Annotated in this window: 19 protein-coding genes and 1 pseudogene; 5 read left to right on the plus strand and 15 right to left on the minus strand. The window is 72.7% G+C overall.

What is annotated here, in order from left to right; translation table 11 throughout:
• Positions 1-23 precede the first annotated feature (23 nt).
• From AB0K65_RS07425 to AB0K65_RS07445, 5 genes are all read right to left on the minus strand, one after another.
• The gene (locus AB0K65_RS07425; RefSeq protein WP_365714770.1) at positions 24-1,343 is read right to left on the minus strand and encodes an ATP-grasp domain-containing protein; all 1,320 of its coding nucleotides are present in this window, start codon (positions 1,341-1,343) and stop codon (positions 24-26) included.
• A 7-nt stretch (positions 1,344-1,350) separates the two neighbouring features.
• Positions 1,351-2,868: a phosphoribosylglycinamide synthetase C domain-containing protein gene (locus tag AB0K65_RS07430; RefSeq protein WP_365714771.1), complete on the minus strand. Its 1,518-nt coding sequence runs from the start codon at positions 2,866-2,868 to the stop codon at positions 1,351-1,353.
• A 4-nt stretch (positions 2,869-2,872) separates the two neighbouring features.
• Positions 2,873-4,096, minus strand: coding sequence for a fatty acid desaturase (locus tag AB0K65_RS07435; protein ID WP_365714772.1), 1,224 nt, complete (start codon positions 4,094-4,096; stop codon positions 2,873-2,875).
• A gap of 31 nt (positions 4,097-4,127) precedes the next feature.
• Complete coding sequence (locus AB0K65_RS07440; protein WP_365714773.1) at positions 4,128-4,919, minus strand: hypothetical protein; 792 nt, start codon at positions 4,917-4,919, stop codon at positions 4,128-4,130.
• Positions 4,920-5,011: 92 nt separating this feature from the next.
• The gene (locus AB0K65_RS07445; protein WP_365714774.1) at positions 5,012-5,842 is read right to left on the minus strand and encodes a methyltransferase; all 831 of its coding nucleotides are present in this window, start codon (positions 5,840-5,842) and stop codon (positions 5,012-5,014) included.
• 758 nt (positions 5,843-6,600) lie between these two features.
• Between AB0K65_RS07445 and AB0K65_RS07450 the strand changes: the two genes are divergently transcribed.
• Together AB0K65_RS07450 and AB0K65_RS07455 are read left to right on the plus strand one after the other, a co-directional pair.
• Positions 6,601-7,326, plus strand: a complete 726-nt coding sequence (locus tag AB0K65_RS07450; RefSeq protein ID WP_365714775.1) for a TIGR04222 domain-containing membrane protein — start codon at positions 6,601-6,603, stop codon at positions 7,324-7,326.
• Between the two features lie 22 nt (positions 7,327-7,348).
• Complete coding sequence (locus tag AB0K65_RS07455) at positions 7,349-7,876, plus strand: GNAT family N-acetyltransferase (RefSeq protein ID WP_365714776.1); 528 nt, start codon at positions 7,349-7,351, stop codon at positions 7,874-7,876.
• A 125-nt stretch (positions 7,877-8,001) separates the two neighbouring features.
• Here the strand turns inward: AB0K65_RS07455 and AB0K65_RS07460 are convergent, their stop codons facing one another.
• Together AB0K65_RS07460 and AB0K65_RS07465 are read right to left on the minus strand one after the other, a co-directional pair.
• A complete protein-coding gene (locus AB0K65_RS07460) occupies positions 8,002-9,624 on the minus strand; it encodes an AMP-binding protein (protein ID WP_365714777.1) in 1,623 nt (540 codons plus the stop codon).
• Positions 9,621-11,339, minus strand: coding sequence for an AMP-binding protein (locus tag AB0K65_RS07465; RefSeq protein ID WP_365714778.1), 1,719 nt, complete (start codon positions 11,337-11,339; stop codon positions 9,621-9,623). Before AB0K65_RS07465 ends, AB0K65_RS07460 begins: the two co-directional genes overlap by 4 nt.
• A 127-nt stretch (positions 11,340-11,466) precedes the next feature.
• Between AB0K65_RS07465 and AB0K65_RS07470 the strand changes: the two genes are divergently transcribed.
• Positions 11,467-12,261, plus strand: a complete 795-nt coding sequence (locus tag AB0K65_RS07470; RefSeq protein WP_365714824.1) for a LuxR C-terminal-related transcriptional regulator — start codon at positions 11,467-11,469, stop codon at positions 12,259-12,261.
• Between the two features lie 134 nt (positions 12,262-12,395).
• Positions 12,396-12,536 (plus strand): annotated as a pseudogene (locus tag AB0K65_RS07475) (IS5/IS1182 family transposase); the annotation flags it as partial.
• A 303-nt stretch (positions 12,537-12,839) separates the two neighbouring features.
• Here the strand turns inward: AB0K65_RS07475 and AB0K65_RS07480 are convergent.
• Both AB0K65_RS07480 and AB0K65_RS07485 read right to left on the minus strand, forming a co-directional pair.
• Complete coding sequence (locus AB0K65_RS07480) at positions 12,840-13,709, minus strand: hypothetical protein (protein ID WP_365714779.1); 870 nt, start codon at positions 13,707-13,709, stop codon at positions 12,840-12,842.
• Between the two features lie 466 nt (positions 13,710-14,175).
• Entirely contained in the window at positions 14,176-15,291 is a 1,116-nt protein-coding gene (locus AB0K65_RS07485) for a winged helix DNA-binding domain-containing protein (RefSeq protein WP_365714780.1), read from the minus strand.
• Positions 15,292-15,525: 234 nt separating this feature from the next.
• On the opposite strand from AB0K65_RS07485, the gene AB0K65_RS07490 reads away from it, so the two are divergent.
• Positions 15,526-16,650 carry a magnesium and cobalt transport protein CorA gene (locus tag AB0K65_RS07490; protein ID WP_365714781.1) on the plus strand — a complete coding sequence of 375 codons (1,125 nt, stop codon included), beginning with the start codon at positions 15,526-15,528 and terminating at the stop codon, positions 16,648-16,650.
• A gap of 127 nt (positions 16,651-16,777) precedes the next feature.
• Here AB0K65_RS07490 and AB0K65_RS07495 read toward each other — a convergent pair whose 3' ends face one another.
• Genes AB0K65_RS07495 through AB0K65_RS07520 form a run of 6 tightly spaced genes read right to left on the minus strand, consistent with a single transcriptional unit; the run spans position 16,778 to position 22,620 of the window.
• Positions 16,778-17,812, minus strand: coding sequence for a pyridoxal-phosphate dependent enzyme (locus AB0K65_RS07495; protein ID WP_365714782.1), 1,035 nt, complete (start codon positions 17,810-17,812; stop codon positions 16,778-16,780).
• Positions 17,733-18,770 carry a GHMP kinase gene (locus AB0K65_RS07500; RefSeq protein ID WP_365714783.1) on the minus strand — a complete coding sequence of 346 codons (1,038 nt, stop codon included), beginning with the start codon at positions 18,768-18,770 and terminating at the stop codon, positions 17,733-17,735. Before AB0K65_RS07500 ends, AB0K65_RS07495 begins: the two co-directional genes overlap by 80 nt.
• Complete coding sequence (locus AB0K65_RS07505) at positions 18,767-19,612, minus strand: DUF364 domain-containing protein (RefSeq protein WP_365714784.1); 846 nt, start codon at positions 19,610-19,612, stop codon at positions 18,767-18,769. The genes AB0K65_RS07500 and AB0K65_RS07505 overlap by 4 nt, the downstream gene beginning before the upstream one ends.
• An 11-nt stretch (positions 19,613-19,623) precedes the next feature.
• A complete protein-coding gene (locus AB0K65_RS07510; protein WP_365714785.1) occupies positions 19,624-20,421 on the minus strand; it encodes an ABC transporter ATP-binding protein in 798 nt (265 codons plus the stop codon).
• Positions 20,418-21,578, minus strand: coding sequence for an iron ABC transporter permease (locus AB0K65_RS07515; RefSeq protein WP_365714786.1), 1,161 nt, complete (start codon positions 21,576-21,578; stop codon positions 20,418-20,420). Before AB0K65_RS07515 ends, AB0K65_RS07510 begins: the two co-directional genes overlap by 4 nt.
• A complete protein-coding gene (locus AB0K65_RS07520; RefSeq protein ID WP_365714787.1) occupies positions 21,568-22,620 on the minus strand; it encodes an ABC transporter substrate-binding protein in 1,053 nt (350 codons plus the stop codon). Before AB0K65_RS07520 ends, AB0K65_RS07515 begins: the two co-directional genes overlap by 11 nt.
• Positions 22,621-22,759 lie beyond the last annotated feature (139 nt).

The following is a 22,759-nucleotide window of genomic DNA, read 5'->3' on the forward strand; positions in this document are numbered from 1 at the left end:
GTCGCATGCGGGTGCGGATGCGGTCACGGCCGCCGTCCGTCGGGCGCGGGCAGGTCCCGGCCGATGTACTCGGAGAAGGCGACGATGTTGTGCGGGTTGTCGCCGAGCCGTACGCCGTTGACGACGACCTCCCGGCGGGCCGCGAGGCCGAGCCGGTGCGCCTCGGCGGCCGTGGGCGCGGTGACGATGAACATGCCGACGGCGTCGAGCTGGTCGGCACGGCCGCTGAGCCGCTCTCCCGGGCTCTTGGTGGCGCGGGCGGCGATGGTGCCCTCGGGGAACTCGATGCTCCGGAACTCGGTGGTGCCCGGCGGGGGCAGCACCACCATCTCGACGGCGTAACGGGGCGGCCGGGCGGTGAAGCCGAGGTCCGGCGCGATGCCGCAGCCGACGTCCACGAGCACGTTCGCGTAGTCGAGCCCGTACGCCTCCCCGATGGAGACGGGGGAGGCGAAGCCGGCGGGGCGCGGGTTGAAGTCGATGAGTTCGGCGGTGCCGTCGTCGGCGACCATGAACTCCAGGTGCGTACCGCCGTGGTGGAAGCCGAGGCACGCGTGGACCGCCCGCGATGTCTCGGCGAGCCGCGGCAGGCGGGGGTGGTGGTAGGGGGTCTGCATGCCCTGCTCGACGACCGGGTCGGAGGCGAGGACGTAGCGCCCGGTGAGGGTGACGAAGCCGACCTCGCCCCGGTGCACCACGGATTCGACGGAGAGCAGCTCGCCTTCGGCCTTCTCCTCCAGGACGAAGCCGCCGTGCGCCCGGATGTAGTCGCGCATCAGCGGGTTGACGACGTCGGCGGTACGGACGCGCTCCGCGACGGCGTGCAGCCCGGCGAGCGTGGAGACCTCGAAGCACAGCGCGCTGCCCGTGCCGTTCGCGGGCTTCAGGACGGCCGCTCCGGCGAACTCCCAGTCCTGCCACGCCAGGGCCTCGTCGAGCGGGACCCCGCGCAGGGCGGAGAGCCCGGCCTCGTACAGCGTCGCGCGGACCCTGGTCTTGTCGAGGATGCCCAGCAGGGTGCCGGGGTCGGTCGTCGGGAGCCCGGCGAGCCGGCGCAGGGCGGCCTGGTGGGGCAGGGTCGGCTCGAACATGCTGTGCGTGCCGGCGATGTCGTAGCGGTCGGCCAGGTCCTTGAGGACGGTGTCGAGGGCGGGGGCGTCGGCCCAGGAGGCGATCGGGACGAGTTCGTCGACGAGTCCGTCCGGGACGGTGAAGGGTCCTGTGGCGCACAGCGGGTTGTGGTTGAGGGCGACGATGTCGAAGCCGCGCGCCTTCGCCGCCTGCGCGGTGTGGAGCATGGCGTTCATCAGCTCGAAGAGGACGAACGCTCTTCTGCGGGGCATGGCGTTCTCACTTCCCTGTGGGGACGGCGTCGGCGTGCGGCGCGGCGGCCGTGGCCGGTTCGGTCCCGATGTCGGTGCGGTAGCGCATGCCGGGGAAGGAGATGCGCTCGATGCGGGCGTAGGCCCTGCGCCGGGCCTGCTCGGGCGTCCGTCCGGCGCCGACGACATGGACGACGCGGCCGCCGGTGGTCCGCGGGACGCCGGAGGCGTCGCGGCGGACGTTGGCGCAGAAGACGAGCGTGCCTGCGGTCGCGCCGGGCCCGGCGTGACCGGCCTCCTCGCCCGCGGCGGGGCCGGAGGTGCGGTCGGGACCGTCGGGGCCGGTGCCGGTGGGGGGCCTGTCCAGGCCGTGGACGGGCCGGGCGGTGGCGGTGGGGGGCCCGTCGAGGCCGTGGACCGGCTGGCCGGTGGCGTACGGGCCGAAGGGCCAGCCCACCAGGGCGTCCGGGTCCGCCGGGTCGAGGCAGCCCTGGACGAGGGCGACGGAGCAGCGGGCGAGCCCGTCGGTGTCGAGCCGGTGCCGGGCGAGGTCGCGGGCGAGGACGGCGCGGCACAGCTGCGTGAAGTCGCCGCGGACGCCCGGCAGGACGACCTCGGCCTCGGAGTCGCCGAACCGGGCGTTGATCTCGATGGCGACAGGGCCCCGGGGGGTGAGCATGGCGCCGACGTAGACGAAGCCCGTGAAGTCGAGGCCCTCCGCCCGCAGTCCGCGCACCAGCGGGTCGACCAGCGTGGCGCGCAACTCCTCGCGCAGCGCGGGGCTGTCGCACGGGTGCGGGGCCACGGACCCCATGCCGTCGCAGTTCTTGCCGGCGTCGGCCTCCAGGGTCCGCTTGTAGTCCATGGCGGTCGGGAAGACGAGTGCGCTGTCGCCGTCGAGGAGGGCGAACACCGAGATCTCGCGACCGGTCAGGCGCTCCTCGACGACGAGGCGCAGCCCGGAGCCGGCGCCGCCGCCCGGTTCCGTTCCGGCCGCCCGGTCGGCCTCGGCCGCGAACCGGTCGATCGCGGCGAGGGCCTCGCCCGGGGAGTCGCAGACCACCGAGCCGTCGCCGTCCGGGGTCAGCCCGTCCGTCTTGACGACACAGCGGTACGGCCGTGAGGCGACGTACTCCTTCGCCTTCGCCGCGTCCGTGAACACCTCGAACTCGGCGACCGGGATGCCGTGGTCGCGGCAGAACTCCTTGCCGCGGGTCTTGCTGGACTCCAGGGCGGCCGCGGCCGCCGTGGGGCCGATGACCCGGTGGCCGGCCCGGCGCAGCTCGTCGACGTACCCCACGGAGAGGGCGTCGATGTGGGAGACGAAGACGAACTCGACGGGGTGGACGGCCAGGTAGGCCAGGGCCGTGCGCGGGTCGTCCAGGCGGACCGATCCGGCGGGCACGATGCGCGGGTGGTCGACGACGTCGCATCCGGGGCCGTAGTGGACGGTCACGTGCGGGTCGGTGCGGGTGAACAGCTCGCAGATCGCGTGGCCGCGTCCGGTGCCGTCCACCACGAGGACCGCGTGGGGTGTCCGGGTCACCGGGTCACCCCGCCCTGGTCGCGGTGAGCGGAGCGGAGGGGACGGCGGTCCAGTCGCGGACGCCGTTGCCGACGTACACGTGGGTGAGCAGGCCGCCCCACGCCTCGAAGTAGCGGTCGGCGTTGCCGGTCGCCAGGTCCTCGTTGCGTATCCACGAGGAGTTCGCCCAGTCGACCTTGGGGCGGACGTGGTGCAGGTCGTGCTGCACGGTGTCGCCGACGAGGATCCACATCCGGTACGGCGCGTAGAGCAGCACCATCCGCAGCCACCAGCCGGTCCAGGCGCCGCAGCGGGCGAGCGGCCCGGCGCCGGCGGTGTCCGGGACGGGCGCGCCGCAGAAGCGGCCGAAGGTGAGCTGGTCGCGCTGTGCCTTCGTGAGCCGTTCGGCGTTGCCGTGCAGCCACCAGCGGTGCTCGCTGAGGGTGTAGAGCAGCGTCTGGTTCTGGAAGAAGAAGGTGGCGGGCAGGAACCAGAAGAGCAGCCAGGGAAGCCACCAGCCGGTGAGCGCGAGGAGGACGGCCGTGCCCGCGAGGTGGGTGTACGCCATGACCATGCGGTAGAGCGGCGACCTGGTGAGGAAGTTGGCGCGGATCCGGGCGGCGAGGAAGCCCCCGTGGTGGGCCGGGGACAGGACGGCCTTGAGCAGATAGCGGCGGAACTCCCGCCGGCTCATGCCGGGGCCGGCGCCGGTGCTCTGGAGGTAGAGCGTGTCGCCGTCCTTGAGGGAACAGGGAAAGGCGTGGTGGGTGAGGTGCTCCTGACGGTTGCCGTCGTAGGGCGGGCGCCACAGCAGGGTGGTGACGATCTCGCTGACGACGCGGTTCCCGGCGGTGGAGCCGGTGAACATCCGGTGCAGCGTCTGGTGGACGACCACCACGTCCAGACGGCGCATGCCGCCGGCCGTGGTGGGCCAGGAGAGCAGGACCAGCGGGACGAGGACGTACCAGGGGCGGCCGAGCGCGTACACGCCGAGGGCGATGCCGAAGGCGGTCTGGACGGCTCCGGCGGCCAGGGCCAGCGTGGGGTGCCAGAGCACCCGTGGCCGGGACCCGGCCAGCGGGACGCCGGTCACCCAGGTCAGGAAGGGCTGGAGGGCGCGCGGCAGGCCGCGCATCGTCTCGCGCGGCTGGGTCGTCCCACGGGGCGTGGTCCCCCGGGCCTTCGCCTCCGCCGGCGGTGTCGGCTCGGGCGCCCGCGTCTGCTCGTGCTCGTGCTCGTGTGGGGGCATCGACGGCTCCTCGGTGGACGGCCGCATCGCGTCAGCCGGCACTTCGGGGGTCCCGGACGCCGCCGAAGAGGGTGTCGTTGGTCTCGTGGGTCATCGGCTTGGTCAGGTCCTCGGTGCTGGCCAGCGTCATGTTGACGATGGTCCGGCGGCCCTCGCCCCGGATGGGGTGCACGCGGTGCATCGTGGTGTTCGTCTTCACGACGTAGGCGTCGCCGGCCTCCAGCGCGTACGAGCGGACCTGGCTGCTGATGAGGGCGCCGTAGACGTCCGGATTCTCCTTGTCCCAGGAGGTGTGGGGCACGGCCTGGACGAATCCGCCCTCGGTGTAGGGCGGCGCTTCGAGGACCAGGATGATGCCGTAGGTGTAGTCGTCCCAGTGCCAGCCATGGGTGTCGCCCGACTTCCCGAGACGGCTGATGACGTAGTGCTCGCCGGCGTACGGACAGGAATGCACCTGTTCGCCCACGATGCCGGAGACGAATTCGAGGAGTTCGGAGGAGAAGTAGAACGCGTCGATCAGCGGACCCTCGTCCTTGATGACCGGCTGTCCGACCGTGGTCATACTGCGCGGGGTGTTGTCGGTGATTTCGAAGACGAGATCGTGATTCACCCCGTACCTGTCCATGATGGAGCAGGCCTCGTCCTTGATGGGCGCGAAGAGTTCGGGCGGACAGAGCTGCCGGAGCGGGACGATGTGCTCCGAGGCGAACTGTTCGCGCAGCGCGGTCTTGGCCTCGCCGTCGAAATTCTCCGTGAAATGGCGGCCGAGCAGCCCGTTCACCTCGGCTGCCGTGACGCGCAGCGTGCTTCCCTCAGCGGTCATCTGTTTTCCCTCGTGGTGTGGTGTGCGGTGCGGAGCTCTGCGTGCGGAATACCGGGTCCGGGCCCGGATTTCACCGGGGGGACGTCAGTGGCTCACAGGGTGGCGTCGACCGGGCGGCGGAACTCGAGTGCGTGGACCGAGAACCGCTCACCTTCGAATTCGGCGCTGCCGACGGCCCGCTGCGCCTCCAGAATGCCGAGCATGGTCTCCTTGTGTTCGGCATAGGCGAGCAGCGGAATGTCCATCTCGCACACTTCGAGCGTGCGCCACTCGTATCCCCGCATCTCGAGGTCGGCGATGGTGCGCGGGACATCGGCCAGCGAGGAGTGCGCCATGATCAGCCGGCCTCCGGGGGCGAGGAGATCGTCCATCCGCGCGACGACCGCGTCGTACAGGGCCCGGCCGTTCCGGCCCGCGACGAGCGCCGTCTCGAGGCCGTTGTCGGTGGCGTAGCTCGGGTCGTGGGGCAGGTGCGGCGGGTTGGTGACGACCAGGTCGAACCTCCTGGGCGGCGTGTACTGCGCCAGGTCGGCGGTGACGCAGGACAGGCGGCCCGTGTCCAGGCCGTTGAGCTCGACGTTGGACCGGGTCTCGGGGGCCGAGGCCGCGTTGATGTCCAGCGCGGTCACGTGCGCGGCGCCGGCGGCGAGCAGCGCGACGGTGTAGAGGCCGGACCCGCAGCCCACGTCGAGCGCGTGCACGCCGTCGAGGTCCAGCGCGTGCTCACCGTCGAGCGCGGCGACCAGGCTGAGCCCGCAGTCGGTGGGGAAGAGCACCTCGGAGGGGTCGCTGACGCCGATGCGGAGCTTCCTCCCGCGGAACTCGAAGATCCCGAAGGACGGTCGCGCGGCCCAGAGGGATCCGTTCTCGCCGATGGGCAGGACGCGTCTGCGGGTGAGCACCTTCGTGGGGGCATGGGTCATCTCGGCGGGGACCTTTCGACTCGTGTGGGGCGGGCAGCCTGAATTCACTTGCGCCCGGAAAAGGTCCGGACCAAGGCAGGGGTGAGGGGAATTCGGCTAGCCGGAGAGGGAGTGCACGGGCAGGGCGAAGCGCGGCGGACAGGCTTGGAAAAAGACACCCCGAAGGGCATGGACATGACACGCCTCAGGGCATATGCGGGCGCACGGAAAAGGGCACACGAAAAACGCCGGACGCGCGGAAGGTCCGTGACCGCAGAGGGGAAGGGCCGTCTCTCGGGACGACCCTCAGAACACCGCCGACTGGTTCGCTTCAGAGGCCACTGCGGAGATCAGTGGAGCCCAGCGGGGGCGAGAAAAGTGCAGGACGTACTGAACGGGTGGGGGGAACGCCACGAGCGCAAACCCACCCGTTTTCGGGTGTTCATACAACGTACTGCCTCCGGCTGGCGGGTGACCGTATTCGGACCTGCGAGGAAGGGGTGATCCTCAGCGGGGAGTCGAGCAGTATTTCGATGAGTGCGGCCGGGCATGGTGTGCGCGGCACGGACAAGCTAATGATCGGCAATGCCGTCCGTCAACCACCCGCGATAGCCCAATTACGCTACCGGTAAGTTGTGCGGTGCCTGGAATAAATGATTCCGACCTCAGGACAGGTGGATAACACCGCAAATGCGGGCATGACGGGCCATGGGTTCCGGCCATGCGGCGCGTGACGATCAAGCTTCTCGTGGGCACAACTCCCTTGGGGGGTGGGCGTGATGCCGATCGAGATGTGGTGGTTCCTCGCCGCGGCCTGCGGTCAGCTGGCCCTGGCGGCCTTTCTGTCGCGAAACCGCAGCCCGCAAGGGGTGGAGCTCTCCCCGCAGGCGCTCGCCCTGCTGCGCGGAGGACGGCGGGCCGCCGTCACCGTGGCCCTCGTCGCCCTGCACCAGCGGGGCGCGGTGGCCGCCGGGCGCAAGGGGACCATTCGCGCCAACGGCGGGCCCGGGCAGACCCGCGACCCGGTGCAGCTCGGGGTGCACCGCTCACTCCAACGCGCCGTGGACATAAGGGTGTTGGCCACCAGGCCGGCGGCGCGCCGGGCCGTCGACGCGCTCCGGTCCGAGCTGGGGCGAGCCGGACTGGTGCGCCCGCCGGGACGGACACCGGCCGTGCGGGCCCTCCTCGGCTGCGTACCGCTCACGGTCGCCGCCGGGCTGCTGACGGCCAGGCCGTCCGGGGCGGCACTCGCGCTCGCCCTCGGCCTGGGCACCCTGCCGCTCCTGGGAGCGGCCGCCCTGTTCCTGCTCCCGCCGACGTCGCGGGCCGCGCACCGGCTTCTCGCGGGGCTGCGCGAGCGCCACCCGCTGCCGGCGGACCGCGCCGAGGTCACGGACGGCGAGCTGGTCCAGCTGTACGTCGCCCTGTACGGCGACCCCGCGCTGGCTCTCTTCCTCCCCCGCTTCTCCCGCGACGGAGGCCTCCTCGCCCGGGACAGTCCGTGAGCGCGCGCGCCATACTTCCCGTATGCGCATCCGAGCGGCCGCGCCGGCCGAGCTCCCGTTGCTCCAGGACATCGAGCGGGCCGCGGGCGAGCCCTTCCGTTCCCTCGGCATGGCGGTCGTCGCCGACGACGAACCCCTGCCCCTGGACGTCCTGGACGCCTACCGGCGGGCCGGCCGCGCCTGGGTGGCGGTCGACGCGGCGGACCTCCCGGTGGGCTATCTGCTCACCGACACCGTCGACGGGGCGGCCCACATCGAACAGGTCTCGGTGCACCCGGCCGCCGCCCGCCGCGGTATCGGACGCTCGCTCATCGAGCACCTGGCGACCGGAGCGGCGCGGCAGGGCCTGACCGCGCTGACACTGACCACCTTCAGCCAGGTGCCGTGGAACGCCCCGTACTACACGCGCCTCGGCTTCCGCGCCCTCACCGACACCGACCCCGCCCTCACCGCCGGACTGCGCGCCATCCAGCGGGCCGAGGCGGCACACGGGCTGGCGACCTGGCCGCGGGTGTGCATGCGCCGCGAACTGAGCGCCGCCCCCGCCTGAGCCACTCGGACGGGTGACGGCGCCGCGTCCACGAGCGGACCTGGGGACGGAGCCCGCTCCGGGAATGCCCCGCCCTCCTTCACCTCCCCATGCCGGGGCGACGGAGCCCGCTCCGGATACCCGTGTCACCCCTCCTGCGAGCCCTCGTCCCCGTACCTCCGGCGCAGCTCGACCTTCCGCACCTTCCCGCTCACCGTCATCGGGAACTCCGCGAGGATCTCCACCCGGCGCGGGATCTTGTAGTGCGCGAGCCGGTCGCGGCAGAAGGCGGTGACGTCCTCCAGGGTGGGCGGGTCCGCCGGGTCGCGGGGGATCACGCAGGCGAGGATCTCCTCGCCGTAGCGCTCGTCGGGGACGCCCACCACCTGGACGTCGGCGATCTTCGCGTGGCCGTAGAGGAACTCCTCGATCTCCCTCGGATACACGTTCTCGCCGCCGCGGATGATCATGTCCTTGATGCGGCCGACGATCCGGACGTACCCGTCCTCCCGCATCAGCGCGAGGTCTCCGGTGTGCATCCAGCGGCCCTCGTCGATCGCCTCCGCGGTCTTCCCGGGCTCGTTCCAGTAGCCGAGCATCACGCTGTAGCCCCTGGTGCACAGCTCGCCCGCCGTCCCGCGCGGCACCGTGACGCCGGTGGCCGGGTCGACGATCTTCACCTCGACGTGCGGCATGACCCGGCCCACGGTCCCCGTCCGGCGCTCCAGGTCGTCCTCACGGCGGGTCTGGGTGGAGACGGGCGAGGTCTCGGTCATGCCGTAACAGATCGACACCTCCGCCATGTTCATCTCCGCCACGACCCGCTTCATCACCTCCACCGGACAGGGCGAGCCCGCCATGATCCCGGTGCGGAGCGTCGAGAGGTCGTACGTCGTGAAGTCGGGGAGGTTCAGCTCGGCGATGAACATCGTCGGTACGCCGTACAGCGAGGTGCACCGCTCCCGCTCGACCGCGCGCAGGGTGGCGCCGGGGTCGAACGAGGGGGCGGGGATGACCAGACAGGCGCCGTGTGAGGTGGCCGCGAGGTTTCCCATGACCATGCCGAAGCAGTGGTAGAACGGCACGGGGACGCAGACGCGGTCCCGCTCCGTGTAGCCGATCATCTCTCCCACGAAATAGCCGTTGTTGAGGATGTTGTGGTGGGACAAGGTGGCACCCTTGGGGAACCCCGTCGTGCCCGACGTGTACTGGATGTTGACCGGCTCGTCGCAGGACAGCTCCGCCGGCCGCCGGTCCCCCGCCGGCCGGGCGAGCAGCGTGTCCCAGCTCGGGTCCCCGAAGTACACCGCCTCGCGCAGCTCCGGGCACTGGGCACGCACCTGCTCGACCATCGCGCGGTAGTCGCTCGTCTTGTGGCTCACCGAGGCGAAGAGCAGCGAGATCCCGGCCTGCCGGAGGACGTACGCCAACTCGTGGGCGCGATAGGCCGGGTTGATGTTCACCATGACGGCCCCGATGCGGGCCGTCGCGTACTGCACGAGCACCCACTCGGCGCAGTTCACCGCCCAGATCCCCACCCGGTCGCCCTTCGCGACCCCGCTGCCCAGCAGCGCGTCCGCCAGCCGCTCCACGTCCGCGCCGAGTTCGGCGTACGTCCAGCGGCGGCCGGTGGGGACGTCGACCAGTGCCTCCCGGTCCGGCCAGGCGGCGACGGTCCGGTCCAGGTTGGCGCCGATGGTGTCACCGAGCAGCTCGGTGGTGCTCGCGCCGTGGGCGTACGACAGGCTCCGCGTCGTGGACGGCCTCATGCCGCGTCCCCCTCGGTGAACTCGCTGCCCTCGCCCTTGGCCGTGCGCTCGCGCAGCTCGATCCGGCGGATCTTGCCCGACACGGTCTTCGGCAGCTCGGCGAACTCGATGCGCCGCACCCGCTTGTAGGGGGCGAGGACGGCGCGGGAGTGGGCGAAGAGCGCCTTCGCCGTCTCGGCGTCCGGAGCCCAGCCCTCGGCGAGGACGACGTAGGCCTTGGGGACCGCGAGCCTCAGCGGGTCGGGGGCCGGGACGACCGCCGCCTCGACGACCGCCTCGTGCTCCAGGAGGGCGCTCTCCAGTTCGAACGGGGAGATCTTGTAGTCACTGGCCTTGAAGACGTCGTCGGCCCGCCCGACATAGGTGAAGTACCCCTCCGCGTCCCGCGATCCGATGTCCCCGGTGCGGTAGAAGCCGCCCGCCATCGCCTCGGCCGTGCGCTCCGGGTCGCCGTGGTACCCCGTCATCAGGCCCACCGGGTCGTTGGAGAGGTCGATGCAGATCTCCCCCTCGTCCACGTCCGGCCGCCCGCTGACCGGGTCGACCAGCGTGACCCGGAAGCCGGGGCTCGGCCGGCCCATGGAGCCCTCCTTGAGCCGCTGGCCCGGGCTGTTGGAGACCTGGACGGCGGTCTCCGTCTGACCGAAGCCGTCCCGGATGGTGACGCCCCAGGCCCGGCGGACTGCCTCGATGACCTCCGGGTTGAGCGGCTCGCCGGCGGCGACGACCTCACGCGGAGGGTGCGCGAGCTGCGTCAGGTCGGCCTGGATCAGCATCCGCCAGACGGTGGGCGGCGCGCAGAAGCTGGTCACGCCGTGCCGGTCCATCTCGGCCAGGAGCCGGGCCGGCTCGAAGCGGGTGTAGTTGTGCAGGAAGACGGTCGCCTCGGCGTTCCACGGCGCGAAGAGGTTCGACCAGGCGTGCTTGGCCCAGCCGGGCGAGGAGATGTTGAGATGCACGTCGCCCGGTCGGAGACCGATCCAGAACATGGTGGCGAGATGGCCCACCGGATACGAGGTGTGGGTGTGCTCCACGAGTTTGGGGCGGGCGGTCGTACCGGAGGTGAAGTAGAGCATCAACGGGTCGTCGGCGAGCGTCTCGCCTTCGGGCTCGAACGTCCCCGAGGCGTCGTACGCCCGCTCGTAGCGGAGCCATCCGTCGACGGGGCCGCGCCGGTCGCCGCCGTCGGGGCCCGCCTCCCCGTCGCCGGCGCCGACGACGACGCGGGTGTAGTCCCCCGGCACCTCGTCGAACTTGGCCGTGTCCTCGGCGCGGGCGATCACGTGCCGGGCGCGGCCGCGCTCGACCCGGTCGCGCAGGTCGGCGGGGCCGAGCAGAGGGGTCGCGGGGATGACGACGGCGCGGAGCTTCATGGCGGCGAGGGCCGTCTCCCACAGCTCGGCCTGGTTGCCGAGCATGACGATGATCCGATCGCCGGGGCGCACGCCCTGCGCACGCAGCCAGTTGGCGGCCCGCGCGGAGCGGTCGGACATCTCGGCGAAGCTCAGCCTCGTCTCGGAGCCGTCCTCCTCGACGAGGTGCAGGGCCGTCCTGTCGTTGCCGGCGGCGATGACGTCGAACCACTCGAGGGCCCAGTTGAAACGGTCGGGGCGGGGCCAGGCGAAGCCCTCGTACGCCGTCTCGTAGTCCTCGCGGTGCTCCAGCAGGAAGTCCCGGGCGGCCCGGAACCTCTCCGTCGCGCTGGTGGCCGTCATGTGTCCTCCTCGTTGCGGGACCGGTCAGGGACATCGTGTAATCGGTGACCCAGGTCTCACTACCCCCGTTCGGGGGTGAAGGGGTGGTTCCGTGCCCGAGCAGACGCGGCGGACGCACGAGGTGGAGATGCGCGCGGCCCTGCTGCGGCTGCGGCGGACCACCGGGCTGCAGGTGGTCTTCGGCGGCCTGCTCCATGACGGCCGACGGCTGCGCATCGCCGAGGTGGACGGCGCCGTGACACCGGCCCTGCACGGTCTGTCGATCACGGCCGGGAACGGTCTGGGCGGACGGTGCCTGGCCCTGTCGCGGCCGTGCGCGGTCACGGACTACGCCTCCGCCCGCCACATCACGCACGAGTACGACGTGCCGGTGGCGGCGGAGGGGCTGCGCTCCGTGGTCGCCGTGCCCGTCGTCGTGCGCCGGACGGTGCGCGGTGTGCTGTACGGGGCGCTGCGCGAGGCCGTTCCGATCGGCGAGCGGGTCCTCGACGCGGCGGTGGCGGCGGCCCGCGACGTGGAACAGGCGCTGGCGGTACGGGACGAGGCGCCGCGGCTCCTCGCCGGCGGCGGCCCGGCCCCGGGGCCGGCGTGGGAGGAGGTGCGGCAGGCGCACGGAGAGCTGCGGGAACTGGCTCCGCTGATCGGTGACCCGGAGGTGCGGGCGCGGCTCCTCGCGGTGTGCGGGCGCCTGGAGACGGCGCCGGCCGGGCCGGGGCGGCCGGCGGGGGTGACGCTGACGCCGCGCGAGACGGACGTGCTGGCGGCGGTGGCCTCCGGGGCGACCAACGCGGCGGTGGCTCACCGCCTCGGGCTGCGCCCGGAGACGGTGAAGGGCTACCTCCGCTCGACGATGCGGAAGCTGGGGGCGCACAACCGGCTGGAGGCGGTGGTCGCGGCGCGGAGGGCGGGGCTGCTGCCCTAGGCCGTGTCGGGAGAGTCCCGCCCTGTGAGAGGCCGGTTCATGAGCCTTTGGCAGGTTCTGTCATCGCCTGACGGTGTGGGGGCAGGACAGAATCCGCCGGTCCGTAGCCGCCCGTCTGCCGGTGTGATGATACGAGCGAACGCAAGCCGTACCCCGGCGACTTATCGGACGAGCAGTAGCAGGGGGCGTTGATCGAGCCGGTGATCACCGCGTGGAAGGACCGGCACCGCTCGGTCGGCGGCCATCAGGGCGCCTACGAGATGCGCGAGAGTGTCACGCGACTGCGAACACCGCCCGGACCATGGGCGGCGACCTCCGCACCCAGATCGAAGAACTGCACGGCCGGCTGCGGGGGGCACCGGCGGAAGTCGCTGACGAGCGGTGAGAGAGCTGCGACAGCCAGGGCCATCCCACGTTGGTGGAGATCGTTTCCCGCGTTCCTGGCGTACTGCGTGGTGCTTACGGCGTCGCTTCGGAGCAGTCGGCTGGGACCCGTGTGGCGGTGGAGGCTACGGATCGAGGGCGGCATGACCGCACACCTACACCCGGCCGGGCCCGAGACCTCAGCACCGGACGGCTTACCGCTGCCGCGTAAGGATGTACCGCTCACCCGAATCCGGCTCGCCGATCCAGGTGAAGACCGTCGGATGTTCCTCCGTACCGCCGATGTCCCAGCCGGAGGACAGGTTCTCGCAGTCCGCGATGCCGAGCTCGAACGGCCGACCGACACCGTCGTTCTCGGTCAGCTGCCATGTCCCGGTGCAGTTGGAGGCACCGGACTGCTCACCCGTGGCCTCGTGCTCGTTGACGCCCTTAGCCGTCACCGTGCCGTCCGCCTCGAAGCGGAGGCTTCCGCCGTCGCCGTCCGTCCAGGTGCCGACCATGTCGGCTTCGGTGAGCCGGGGCGGTTCGTAGATCTTGAGGATCCCCGAGCTGTACGCCGCGACCCCGACCGCAAGCGTCGCCGCGAGCAGCCCCAGACCGCCCAGCGCCACGCCCCCGAGCACCCGCCATCGGGCCCCGGGCCTTCCGGGGTTCCCCGCCGCCCGGGCGCACAGGGTCGCGGGTGCCAGCCCGACGATGAGGCTGAGGGCAAGGACGGGATAAACGAGCAGGTCGCCGGGGCCGTCGAAGCCGGCCAGGAGCATGCAGGAGCCGATGAGCAGCGCCAGGGCGGCGGCAACGACCGCCACAGTGGCCAGGGTGAGCTGCCAGCTGTCGCGCCGCCCGGTACGGCGGGCCACCGCCCGCCCGAGGAAGACGAGGGGAAGCACCGCCATCGCCGAACCGGCCAGCCCTGCGATCACCGAAATGACCGCCACCAGCACGAGCGCGAATACGGTGCCGAACAGCCATCCGAGGCCGCCTTCGCCTCCGTGGGACTCGGACCGCAAGCTGTACAGGACGGCGACCAGCGCGGCGATCACGGTCTCAGCCCCGATTGCCACAGCCCCGACGGTGAACACCGCAGCGTTCCCGCCGTCCGGAGGCCGCACGGGCATGAACCCCTGTGGCGGCACACCCGGATTCCCAGGAGCCCCCGGCGGTGTCAGCCCCCATTTCGGCGGCGTGGTCTGCGTCATGCGTCCCCCCTATGTCCCGGCACATCATGCACCGAGGCACACCGGCGTGATCAAGGGGGGCGAAGCGCTCGCTTCCCGCGATGGAGCAGCGCCCCCGGCAGGAGGTCCGGACGGACCACAAAAGGTGCCCCGCCACCAGCGACTTCCGTCACAGGGACGAGGCACCTTTCGTCAGTGCTTCGCGGGAGGCAGAGACCCACCTCGAACACCTCGCGATCACCCGGAAGACCCTCACTGGCCTCGCCGACCGGCGGCCGGTGCCGCTCCCCGATGCGGACCGACCGACGGGAGACGCCCGGGGAGCGCGCGCGGTCGGCCCGCCCGCGTGCGGTCAGGTGGCCACGGCCCCGAACCGGATCTCGTACGGAAGCCCTTCCCGCGCCATCACCCCGAGCAGGCGCTCGGCCTCCCCGGTCAGCTCGGCGCGCTGCTCCTTGCCCGGACGGCCGAAGGGCTCGATGGTCATCGTCGTTCGCTCCTTGCCCTCCTCCAGTCGCCACAGGCCGGCGACGAGGCCGTCGAGCAGGAAGACGCAGTACGCCTGGTTCCCCTTCCAGGTGCGGTCCTTCGCCCCGGCGGGCACGAGCCGGGAGCGGTCGGCGTGGGAGAGCAGCAGGTTGTCGAACTCGGGGAGGAAGCGCGCGGGGGCCGGGGTGTTTTCGTCGGGGCGCGGGGCGCCGGGCAGGTCGAAGAGTTCCACGCCGTGCTCGTCGCGGAAGGTGAGGAGCCGGGGGCGCAGGCGCTCGAAGGCGTCCCGGAGCCGGGTGAGGCCGGACCAGGTCTGCATGTCCTTGACGGAGGCGGGACCGAAGGCGGCGAGGTAGCGCAGGACGGTCCCGTCGGGGGCGGGGGCCGGCGTGGCGGTGCTCCCGAGCCAGGTCTCGGCGGTGGTCAGGCACACCTGTCCGCTCCTGCGCCACAGGCCACGGGGGGTGACCTGGACCAGCGGCAGCAGGCAGCGCGCGGCGATGCCGAGCGCCTGCGGGTCGGCGTGCGGCCACTCCACGAGGAGCGCCTCGCGGATCTCCTTGGGGGTGCGGGGGCGCTCCTCGACGAGGTCGCGAGCGAGGGCGGCCAGCCGGTCGAGGTCGACGCCGACGAGTCCCTTGCGGAAGAGGGTGAGCTCCCGTTCGCGGGCGGCCTGGACCAGGGGCCGCAGGGTGAGCACGTCCTCGGCGGTGTGGGTGTGGATGGTGGAGCGCATGGTGACGATGCGGGCTGCCTTGCGCGTCTCCATGAGCGTGGACAGCTCCTCGGGCCGGAAGCCGGAGAGGCGGGCGGCGAGGGCGTAGTACGGCGGCTTGGTGTTCTGCGCCTGCAAGCCGAGGAGGTGCGAGACGGCGTCCTCGGCGGACAGCTCGGCGGGGCTCAGCAGCAACTGCCGCGCGAGCGTGGCGCGGCCGAGGGCACGGGTGGTGAGAACCGGGGCGTTCGTCGTGGAGGCCATGGTCGGCACGTTACTGGGGCTTGCGGACGGTTATGGTCCGCAAGGGCGCCGCCGGGGGTGGTGGGCGGTGGCCGCGATGCGCCGCGCTCCGGCGATCCACCCGGCGGGTACGATCCGCCGCGCCGGCACGACCCGCCCCCGGGGCCGCGATCCGCCGCGCCGGTGTGATTCGCCCCGTATATCCTGCCCGGAGACCCTGGTACGAGCCGATCCCGACGTGAAGGTGGACCCACGATGCCGGAGCGCCGCCCCCGCGCGGCATGGCGGCGTCAGCCGGAGCCGCCGGCCGCCGCCACTCCCGCGCCTCCTGCCGCAGCCGAGGAGGCTCCGGCGGACCGGCCGAGCGTGGTGCAGGGCACGCTGTACCGCGACGGACACCGGGTCGCGTCCCCCGGCTCGCTCGCCGAGACCTTCCGTCAGCTCCGCAAGTACCCGGACGGGATGGCGTGGATCGGGCTGCACCGCCCCTCGGAGGCGGAACTCCACTCCCTCGCCGCCGAGTTCGACCTCCACGAGCTGGCGATCGAGGACGCGCTGGAGGCCCACCAGCGGCCGAAGCTGGAGCGGTACGGCGAGACCCTCTTCGTCGTCCTGCGCGCGGCCCGCTACCTCGACGCGCAGGAGGAGGTCGACTTCGGCGAACTGCACGTCTTCGTCGGCCCGGACTTCGTGATCACGGTCCGCCACGGCGCCGCCCCGGACCTCTCGGCGGTGCGCCACCGCATGGAGGAGAACCCCGAACTCCTCGCCCTGGGACCGGAGGCGGTCCTGTACGCCATCCTCGACGCGGTCGTGGACGGCTACGCCCCGGTGGTGGCGGGCGTCCAGAACGACATCGACGAGATCGAGACCGAGGTCTTCGGCGGCGACCCGGCCGTCTCCCGCCGCATCTACGAACTCTCCCGCGAGATGGTCGAGTTCCAGCGGGCGACCCGCCCCCTCGTCGGCATGCTGCACGGCCTGATGGCGGGCTTCGCGAAGTACGGCACGGACGAGGAACTCCAGCGCTACCTCCGCGACGTCGCCGACCACGTGACCCACACCAGTGAGCGCGTGGACGGCTTCCGCCAGGCCCTGACGGAGATCCTCACGGTCAACGCGACCCTGGTCACCCAACAGCAGAACGCGGAGATGCGCGCCCTGGCGGAGGCCGGCTTCGAGCAGAACGAGGAGATCAAGAAGATCTCCTCGTGGGCGGCGATCCTCTTCGCCCCCACCCTGGTCGGCACGATCTACGGCATGAACTTCGACGCGATGCCGGAGCTGGACTGGGCGTTCGGCTACCCGTTCGCGATCCTCCTGATGGCCGTGGTGTGCACGAGCCTGTACTTCGTCTTCAAGCGGCGGGACTGGCTGTAGGGAACGGGCCGAGCACGCGGGTGCCCCTGGGCCGCGCGGAGGCGACGTACACGGTGGTCGAGGTGATCGACGACCCCCGTCGACGACGCGGGCCAGCGCGGCGCGTCGCGGTCCGGGACGCCGTCCGTCACGTACGGACCGTCGCGGGCGGCGCCGCGGATCCCGGGGCGCGGTTCCACTCCATCCGGGACCAGGGCGGGGAGAGGTCGCGCCGGTCGTGGATCTCCTGGGGTGCGAGGGCCGTCAGGGGCCTCGCCTCGTGGTGGCGGGCGAAGACGGTGTCGACGTAGCGGTGGCCGGTGTCGGCGGCGACGAAGAGGACGGTCCGTCCGGGGGCGCGGTCGCGCTCGTGGCGGGCGGCGAGGTAGGCGGCGCCCGTGGACAGGCCCGCGAAGACCGCGTGCCGGCGCAGGAGGTCCACGCTGCCGGACAGGGCGGCGTCGAACGAGATCCAGTGGAGGGTGTCGTACAGCTCGTGGGTGACGTTCCCGAAGGGGATGGAGCTGCCGATGCCGGCGATGATGATCTCGGGGTCGGACGTATGCTCGGCGCCGAAGGTGACGCTGCCGTACGGCTGGACTCCGACGAGTTCCACGTCGGCCGTCCGCCCGTCGGGGGCCGCGCGCAGGTAGCGGGCGAGGGCGCCGGTGGAGGCGCCGGAGCCGACACCGCCGACGACGGTGAGCCCGTCCGCGCCCGTCGCCTCGCGGACCCGGTCGGCGATCGCGCGGTAGCCGAGGTAGTGGACGTCGTCGTGATACTGCCGCATCCAGTGGTACTCGGGGTGCGCGGCGAGGATCCGGTGGATCCGTTCCACCCGGCGCTTCTGGTCGAGCTTGAGGTCGCTGCACGGCTCCATCCGTTCCCACGTGGCTCCGAGCACGGTCAGTTGGGTGCGCAGAGCGCGGTCCACGGTCGTCGAGCCGACGATGTGACAGCGCATGCCGTGGCGGTGGCAGGCCAGGGCGAGGGCGTACGCGTAGATGCCGCTGGAGCTGTCGAGGAGGGTGTCGCCCCGTCGTACGGCTCCGGTGTCGAGCAGGTGGCGGACCGCGGCGAGCGCGGAGACCACCTTCATCGTCTCAAAGCGCAGGCAGACGAGCCGGTCGTCGACACGTATCAGATCCGGTCGGCCGACGGCCTCCGCGATGTGCTGGTCCATGGAGGATCTCCGAAGTCGTGGTGGTGAAGGTGTGGGTGGCAGGGATGCCGTGGGCGTCCAGGGCGCGCAGGCAGCCCCGGACGCGGTGGCGCCATCCCGGCACGGCGGGATCGAACAGCACGCCCGCGACAGCACCGCTGTGCGCGATCTGCACGCCGACCGCCCCGGTCCGCCGCGCGAGGCCGGTCAGGGCGTCGAACTCCGGGTGGCGAAGCGTGCGTTGCCCTCGACGGGCGCTGGCGGTGGCGACCTGGCCGAGGAGCCCGGCGTCACCGGTGGCCACCGCCCGGCGCAGCAGCGCGCGCAGCCGCTCGAAGTCCCGTACGTCGGCGTCGGACGCCTCCCCCAGGGGCTGGGCGAGGGTGTCGACGGGTGCGCCGCCGCCGAGGGCGCAGCCGACGACGACCAGGCGCGGGAGGGCCGGGCCGAGGACCTCCAGGACCCGGCCCTCCCGCTGGGCGAAGAGCACCGGGCGGCCGTCCAGCATCAGCGGATCGCAGGCCGATTCCGCCCGCACGGCGAGCCGGGCGATCACCTCCGGGCCCAGGGTCAGCCGGTACGAGTCGGCGACCGCGCGCACGGTGGCGATCACGTCGCTGGTGGAGCTGCCCATGCCCAGGCCCACGGGTATGTCGCCCGTGAGCGTCAACTCGCCTCCGCTGGCGGGGAGTCCGGCTTCCCGCGCGCAGTGGGCGACCGCGAGGGCCGCGGCGCGCGCGGCCTTCGTACGGTCGGGGGGCACGGCCGTGAGGGTGCCGGGTGCGGTGCCGGGGCGGCGGACGAACTCGGCGTGGCTGCCCGGCCCGGCCAGCGGGAGGGTGACGAGGCCGGCGCACCGGCGTCCTTCGGCGTCGAGGAAGACCCCTTGGAGGATCTCGCCGTGGTGGCAGGGCGCGTATCCGGTGCCTGCGGGAAGGGCCTCGGCACCGGGTGCGGCACGGCGGGCGGTGGGGATCACGCGCGGCCCGCCGTCCGGTAGCGGTACAGGGCCGTCTCGTCGGCGCTGAACTGGGAGAAGGGGAAGGGCTCCGCCGAGAGGGCGGTCACGCCCGAGCCGAGGAAGGCACGGGCGACGGCGCTGCCGGACTGGGCGTAGACGATCAGCGGGATGCCCCGGGCACGGCAGCGCTCCAGGATGACGTCGAACGAACCGTTGCTCAGGGTCATGCCGGTGGCGACGACGGCCTCGGCGCGGTCGAGGACCTGGTGCATGTCGTCGGTGACGGGGTCGCCCCACTGGGTGGTGGTGAGGTTGAAGTCGCACGGCAGCGGACGGCCGCCGCGCTCGCGGATGGCGGCGACCAGCGGGTTGACGACACCGATGAGGCCGACCTCGGCGCCGTCCTCGATGTCGAGCAGCCCGGCGATGGCGGCGTCGCGGGCCTTCGCGCGGACCTCGGGGGTCCCGGCGGGGAGGATGACGGGCTCGGCGTCGCCCTCCTCGGCGGCCGTGCGGTGCGGGCGCGCCTCGGAGAGCCAGGCGTCGAGGGCGGCGATCCGCAGCGGGCGCGGAGCCTCGCGCAGCAGGACGTCGAGCGGGGTGCCGGAGGCGTCCCGGCACACGGCCGGTTCGATCTCGCCCGCTTCGAAGGCGCAGCCGCCGAACGAGCCGCCGAGGCGGACCAGGACGTACTGGTTGAGGTAGGTGGTGTCACCGCCGGCGAGCCGGGTGCCGTGGTGGATCCAGAACACGCTGGTCGCGACGGGCCGGGAGGCGAGCGGGCCGGGGCCGTCTCCACCGGCCAGGACGGATGCGACGAGCGCGTCGACGGAGAGGGCGGAGGGGGTGGGCGGGGTCATGGGGTTCCTTCTCACGGTGCGGGGCGGGATGCCGGGAGCCGGGTGCCGAGCGGCCGGCGGTAGGTGACGGTCGGGTGTCCGAGGGAGTCGGTGGTGAGTTCCGCCTCCACGTCGAAGACCTCCGCGAGGCGTTCGGCCGTCAGGACGGCGGCGGGCGGGCCCGCGGCGACCAGGCGGCCGTGGTGCAGGAGCAGTAGCCGGTCGCAGTGGCGGGCGGCGAGCGACAGGTCGTGCAGGGCGACCACGACCGTCTGCCCGGTGGCGGCGAGGAGTTCCATCAGCTCCAGCCGGTGTCCGACGTCGAGGTGGTTGGTGGGCTCGTCGAGCAGGAGTGCGTACGGCTGCTGGGCCAGCGCGCGGGCGAGGTGGGCGCGTTGCCGCTCGCCGCCCGAGAGCGCCTGCCAGGAGCGGCCGGCGAGTGCGGTGAGGCCGACGCGCTCCAGCGCTGCGGCGACCACGGCCCGGTCGGTGGCGTCCGGTCCGCGCCAGCGGTCCCGGAAGGGGGTGCGCCCCAGGCCCACGAGGCCGGCGACCGACAGGTCGCTGTCGGCGCCCGGCTCCTGTTCCACGAAGGCCACGTGGCGGGCGATCCGGCGGGCACTCCACTCCCGTACGGACGCGCCGTCGTAGCGGACGGTGCCGGCGTCCGGGGTCCGCAGACCGGCCAGGCAGCGCAGCAGCGAGGACTTGCCCGAACCGTTGGGGCCGAGCAGTCCGACCGTCTCGCCGGGGGCGATGTCGGCGCTGACCCCGCGGACGACCGGTGTGCCCGCCACCGACCAGTCCAGGCTCTCGGCGGTGATCCTCACAGCGCTCCCCTCCTGCGCAGGACGAGGAGGAAGAGCGGTACGCCGAGGAGGGCGGTGATCACGCCCACGGGCATCTCGCGGGGGGCGAAGGCGATCCGCGCCAGGGCGTCCGTCCACACCAGGAACACCGCCCCGGCGAGCGCCGCGTACGGGAGCAGCACCCGGTGCGTCGGCCCGACCAGGAACCGTACGCCGTGGGGGACGATCAGCCCGACGAATCCGATGGCGCCGACGGTGGCCACCGCCACCGCAGTCAGCGCGGCGGTGACCACGAGGAGCACCGTTCTCGTGCGCCGCACCCCGATGCCGAGGGACGCCGCGGTGTCGGCGCCGAACGCGAGAGCGTCGAGCGCGTTGGCGTACAGCCACGCGGCCAGGAGCCCCAGCGGGGTGACGACCGCGCAGACCTGGACGGTGTTCCAGCGGGCCGGGGCCATCGAGCCGAGGAGCCAGTGGGTGACGGCGCGCGTGGTGTCCGCGTCGGCCGAGGCCATCAGGACGAGCGAGGTCAGCGCGGTGAAGAGCTGCCCGACGACGACGCCGGTGAGGACGATACGGACCGAGTCGAGGCCGCCGCGACGCAGCAGGAAGAGCAGCGTGCCGAACGAGAGCAGCGCGCCGGCGAGGGCGCCGCCGGTGACGCCGAGCGTGCTCGCGCCGATCCCGAGGACGACCACGGCGACGGCGCCGGCCGACGCGCCCGAGGAGATGCCGAGCAGATAGGGGTCGGCCAGGACGTTGCGGGTGACCGCCTGGAGCACCGTGCCGCACACGGCGAGCGAGGCGCCGACGAGGGCGGCCATCAGGACCCGCGGCAGCCGCAGGTCCCAGACGAGCGAGTCGACGATCGGGGGCAGGGGCTCCACGTCGAGGCCGAGACGGCTGCCGAGGACGCGGGCGAGGCCGTTCCCGTCCACGTCGGCGGCGCCGACGCGCAGCGCCGCCGCCATGGATGCCAGCAGGACGACCACGGCGAGCACCGGCAGCCCCGCCCGGACAGCGGCCGATCCCGCGGCGGACGACCGTCCGGCGGCGGGCCGGCCGGATCGCCCGGCCCGTGCGGCCGCCGGCGTGGCGCCCGTCGGCGCGGGTCCGGCGTCGGTGGGTTCGCTCACCACGCGGCCGCGGGCCGAGGGCAGGAGGAGGTCAACGGGCATGACCGAGGTCCTTCATCCCCTGGGCGAGGAGCCCGAGCGCGTGCACGGAGCGTACGGACGGGTCCAGTTCGATGCCCGGCACTTCGATGATCCTTCCCTGTCGGACCGCGGCGAGGCGGGAGATCACCGGGTGCCGTGCCATCGTGGCGCGCTTCTCTGCGGCGCTGTCGCCGGGGCGCCCGCGCTCGGACAGGTCGCCGATGACGATGACGTCGGGGTCGCGCCGGGCGACCTCCTCCCAGGTGACCTCCGGCCAGTCCTCCTTCACGTCGTCGAAGGCGTTCCTCGCGCCGACGACCCCGCTCATCTCGCTCGGCAGGCCGGTCCCGCCCGCGACGTACGGCATGCCGTTGAAGACGGAGTAGAGGAAGACGACGGTCGGACGGTCCACGCTCGCGGGCGGGGTGGTGGTGGGGGCCTCCTGCCTCGCCCGGGCGACCGCCGCGCGCTGGCCGGCCGCGAGTTCGGCGGCCCGCTTCTCGACGCCGAAGACCCTGCCGAGGTTCTCGTAGTCGGAGAAGAGCAGTTCGAAGGGGGTCGTGCCGGCCGGGTTCCGCTCGGGGCAGTCCACGGCGCTGACGAAGGTGGGGACCTTGAGGGCGCCGAGTTCGTCGCGGGTGCCGGCCCGGTCCGCGGTGAGCAGGTCGGCGGAGGAGGCGACCACGAAGTCCGGTACGGCCGAGCGTAGTTGCTCGCTCGTGGCGATCTTGGGGGCGATGACGGGAACCGAGTCGTACGCGGCCCGGTACTGCGCGGGGATCTTCGTCTTGAGGTTGGCGGTGCCCGCCATCCGTTCCTGGAGGCCGAGCGCGAGCAGTGTCTCGGTCGAGGCCTGGTCCAGTGCGACGGTGCGCTCCGGCGGCTGGGCGAAGGTCGCCCGGCGGCCGCAGCTGATGAGGGTCGTCGCCCCGGCGGAGGCGGCGGGGGACGCGCCGGCGGTCGCCGGCGCGGTGGTCGCGGGGCGGGCGGCCGAGCAGCCGGCGGTGGCGAGCGCCAGGGCCAGGACCAGGGCGAGGCGGGCGGGGTGGACGGGGTGGCGCATGGACGGTCTCCGGTTCGACGCGGCGCGGGGCGGAGGGAAAAGGGGGGTGGGCGGCTGACAGGAGTGCCCCGCTCGAAGGTACTGTAATGGTAATCATTTTCATTAACGACCTCCGGGGCGTCCTACCGACCGCGCCCCG

The sequence above is a fragment of the Streptomyces sp. NPDC053755 genome, from assembly GCF_040677675.1.
GTDB lineage: Bacteria > Actinomycetota > Actinomycetes > Streptomycetales > Streptomycetaceae > Streptomyces.

What these genes read in the sequence shown, in the direction of transcription:
- AB0K65_RS07425 (WP_365714770.1), bottom strand. Translation starts at nt 1,343, where the DNA reads ATGCCCCGCAGAAGAGCGTTCGTCCTCTTCGAGCTGATGAACGCCATG.
- AB0K65_RS07435 (WP_365714772.1), bottom strand. Translation starts at nt 4,096, where the DNA reads ATGCCCCCACACGAGCACGAGCACGAGCAGACGCGGGCGCCCGAGCCG.
- AB0K65_RS07440 (WP_365714773.1), bottom strand. Translation starts at nt 4,919, where the DNA reads ATGACCGCTGAGGGAAGCACGCTGCGCGTCACGGCAGCCGAGGTGAAC.
- AB0K65_RS07445 (WP_365714774.1), bottom strand. Translation starts at nt 5,842, where the DNA reads ATGACCCATGCCCCCACGAAGGTGCTCACCCGCAGACGCGTCCTGCCC.
- AB0K65_RS07450 (WP_365714775.1), top strand. Translation starts at nt 6,601, where the DNA reads ATGCCGATCGAGATGTGGTGGTTCCTCGCCGCGGCCTGCGGTCAGCTG.
- AB0K65_RS07455 (WP_365714776.1), top strand. Translation starts at nt 7,349, where the DNA reads ATGCGCATCCGAGCGGCCGCGCCGGCCGAGCTCCCGTTGCTCCAGGAC.
- AB0K65_RS07460 (WP_365714777.1), bottom strand. Translation starts at nt 9,624, where the DNA reads ATGAGGCCGTCCACGACGCGGAGCCTGTCGTACGCCCACGGCGCGAGC.
- AB0K65_RS07465 (WP_365714778.1), bottom strand. Translation starts at nt 11,339, where the DNA reads ATGACGGCCACCAGCGCGACGGAGAGGTTCCGGGCCGCCCGGGACTTC.
- AB0K65_RS07470 (WP_365714824.1), top strand. Translation starts at nt 11,467, where the DNA reads ATGCGCGCGGCCCTGCTGCGGCTGCGGCGGACCACCGGGCTGCAGGTG.
- AB0K65_RS07485 (WP_365714780.1), bottom strand. Translation starts at nt 15,291, where the DNA reads ATGGCCTCCACGACGAACGCCCCGGTTCTCACCACCCGTGCCCTCGGC.
- AB0K65_RS07490 (WP_365714781.1), top strand. Translation starts at nt 15,526, where the DNA reads ATGCCGGAGCGCCGCCCCCGCGCGGCATGGCGGCGTCAGCCGGAGCCG.
- AB0K65_RS07495 (WP_365714782.1), bottom strand. Translation starts at nt 17,812, where the DNA reads ATGGACCAGCACATCGCGGAGGCCGTCGGCCGACCGGATCTGATACGT.
- AB0K65_RS07505 (WP_365714784.1), bottom strand. Translation starts at nt 19,612, where the DNA reads ATGACCCCGCCCACCCCCTCCGCCCTCTCCGTCGACGCGCTCGTCGCA.
- AB0K65_RS07515 (WP_365714786.1), bottom strand. Translation starts at nt 21,578, where the DNA reads ATGCCCGTTGACCTCCTCCTGCCCTCGGCCCGCGGCCGCGTGGTGAGC.
- AB0K65_RS07520 (WP_365714787.1), bottom strand. Translation starts at nt 22,620, where the DNA reads ATGCGCCACCCCGTCCACCCCGCCCGCCTCGCCCTGGTCCTGGCCCTG.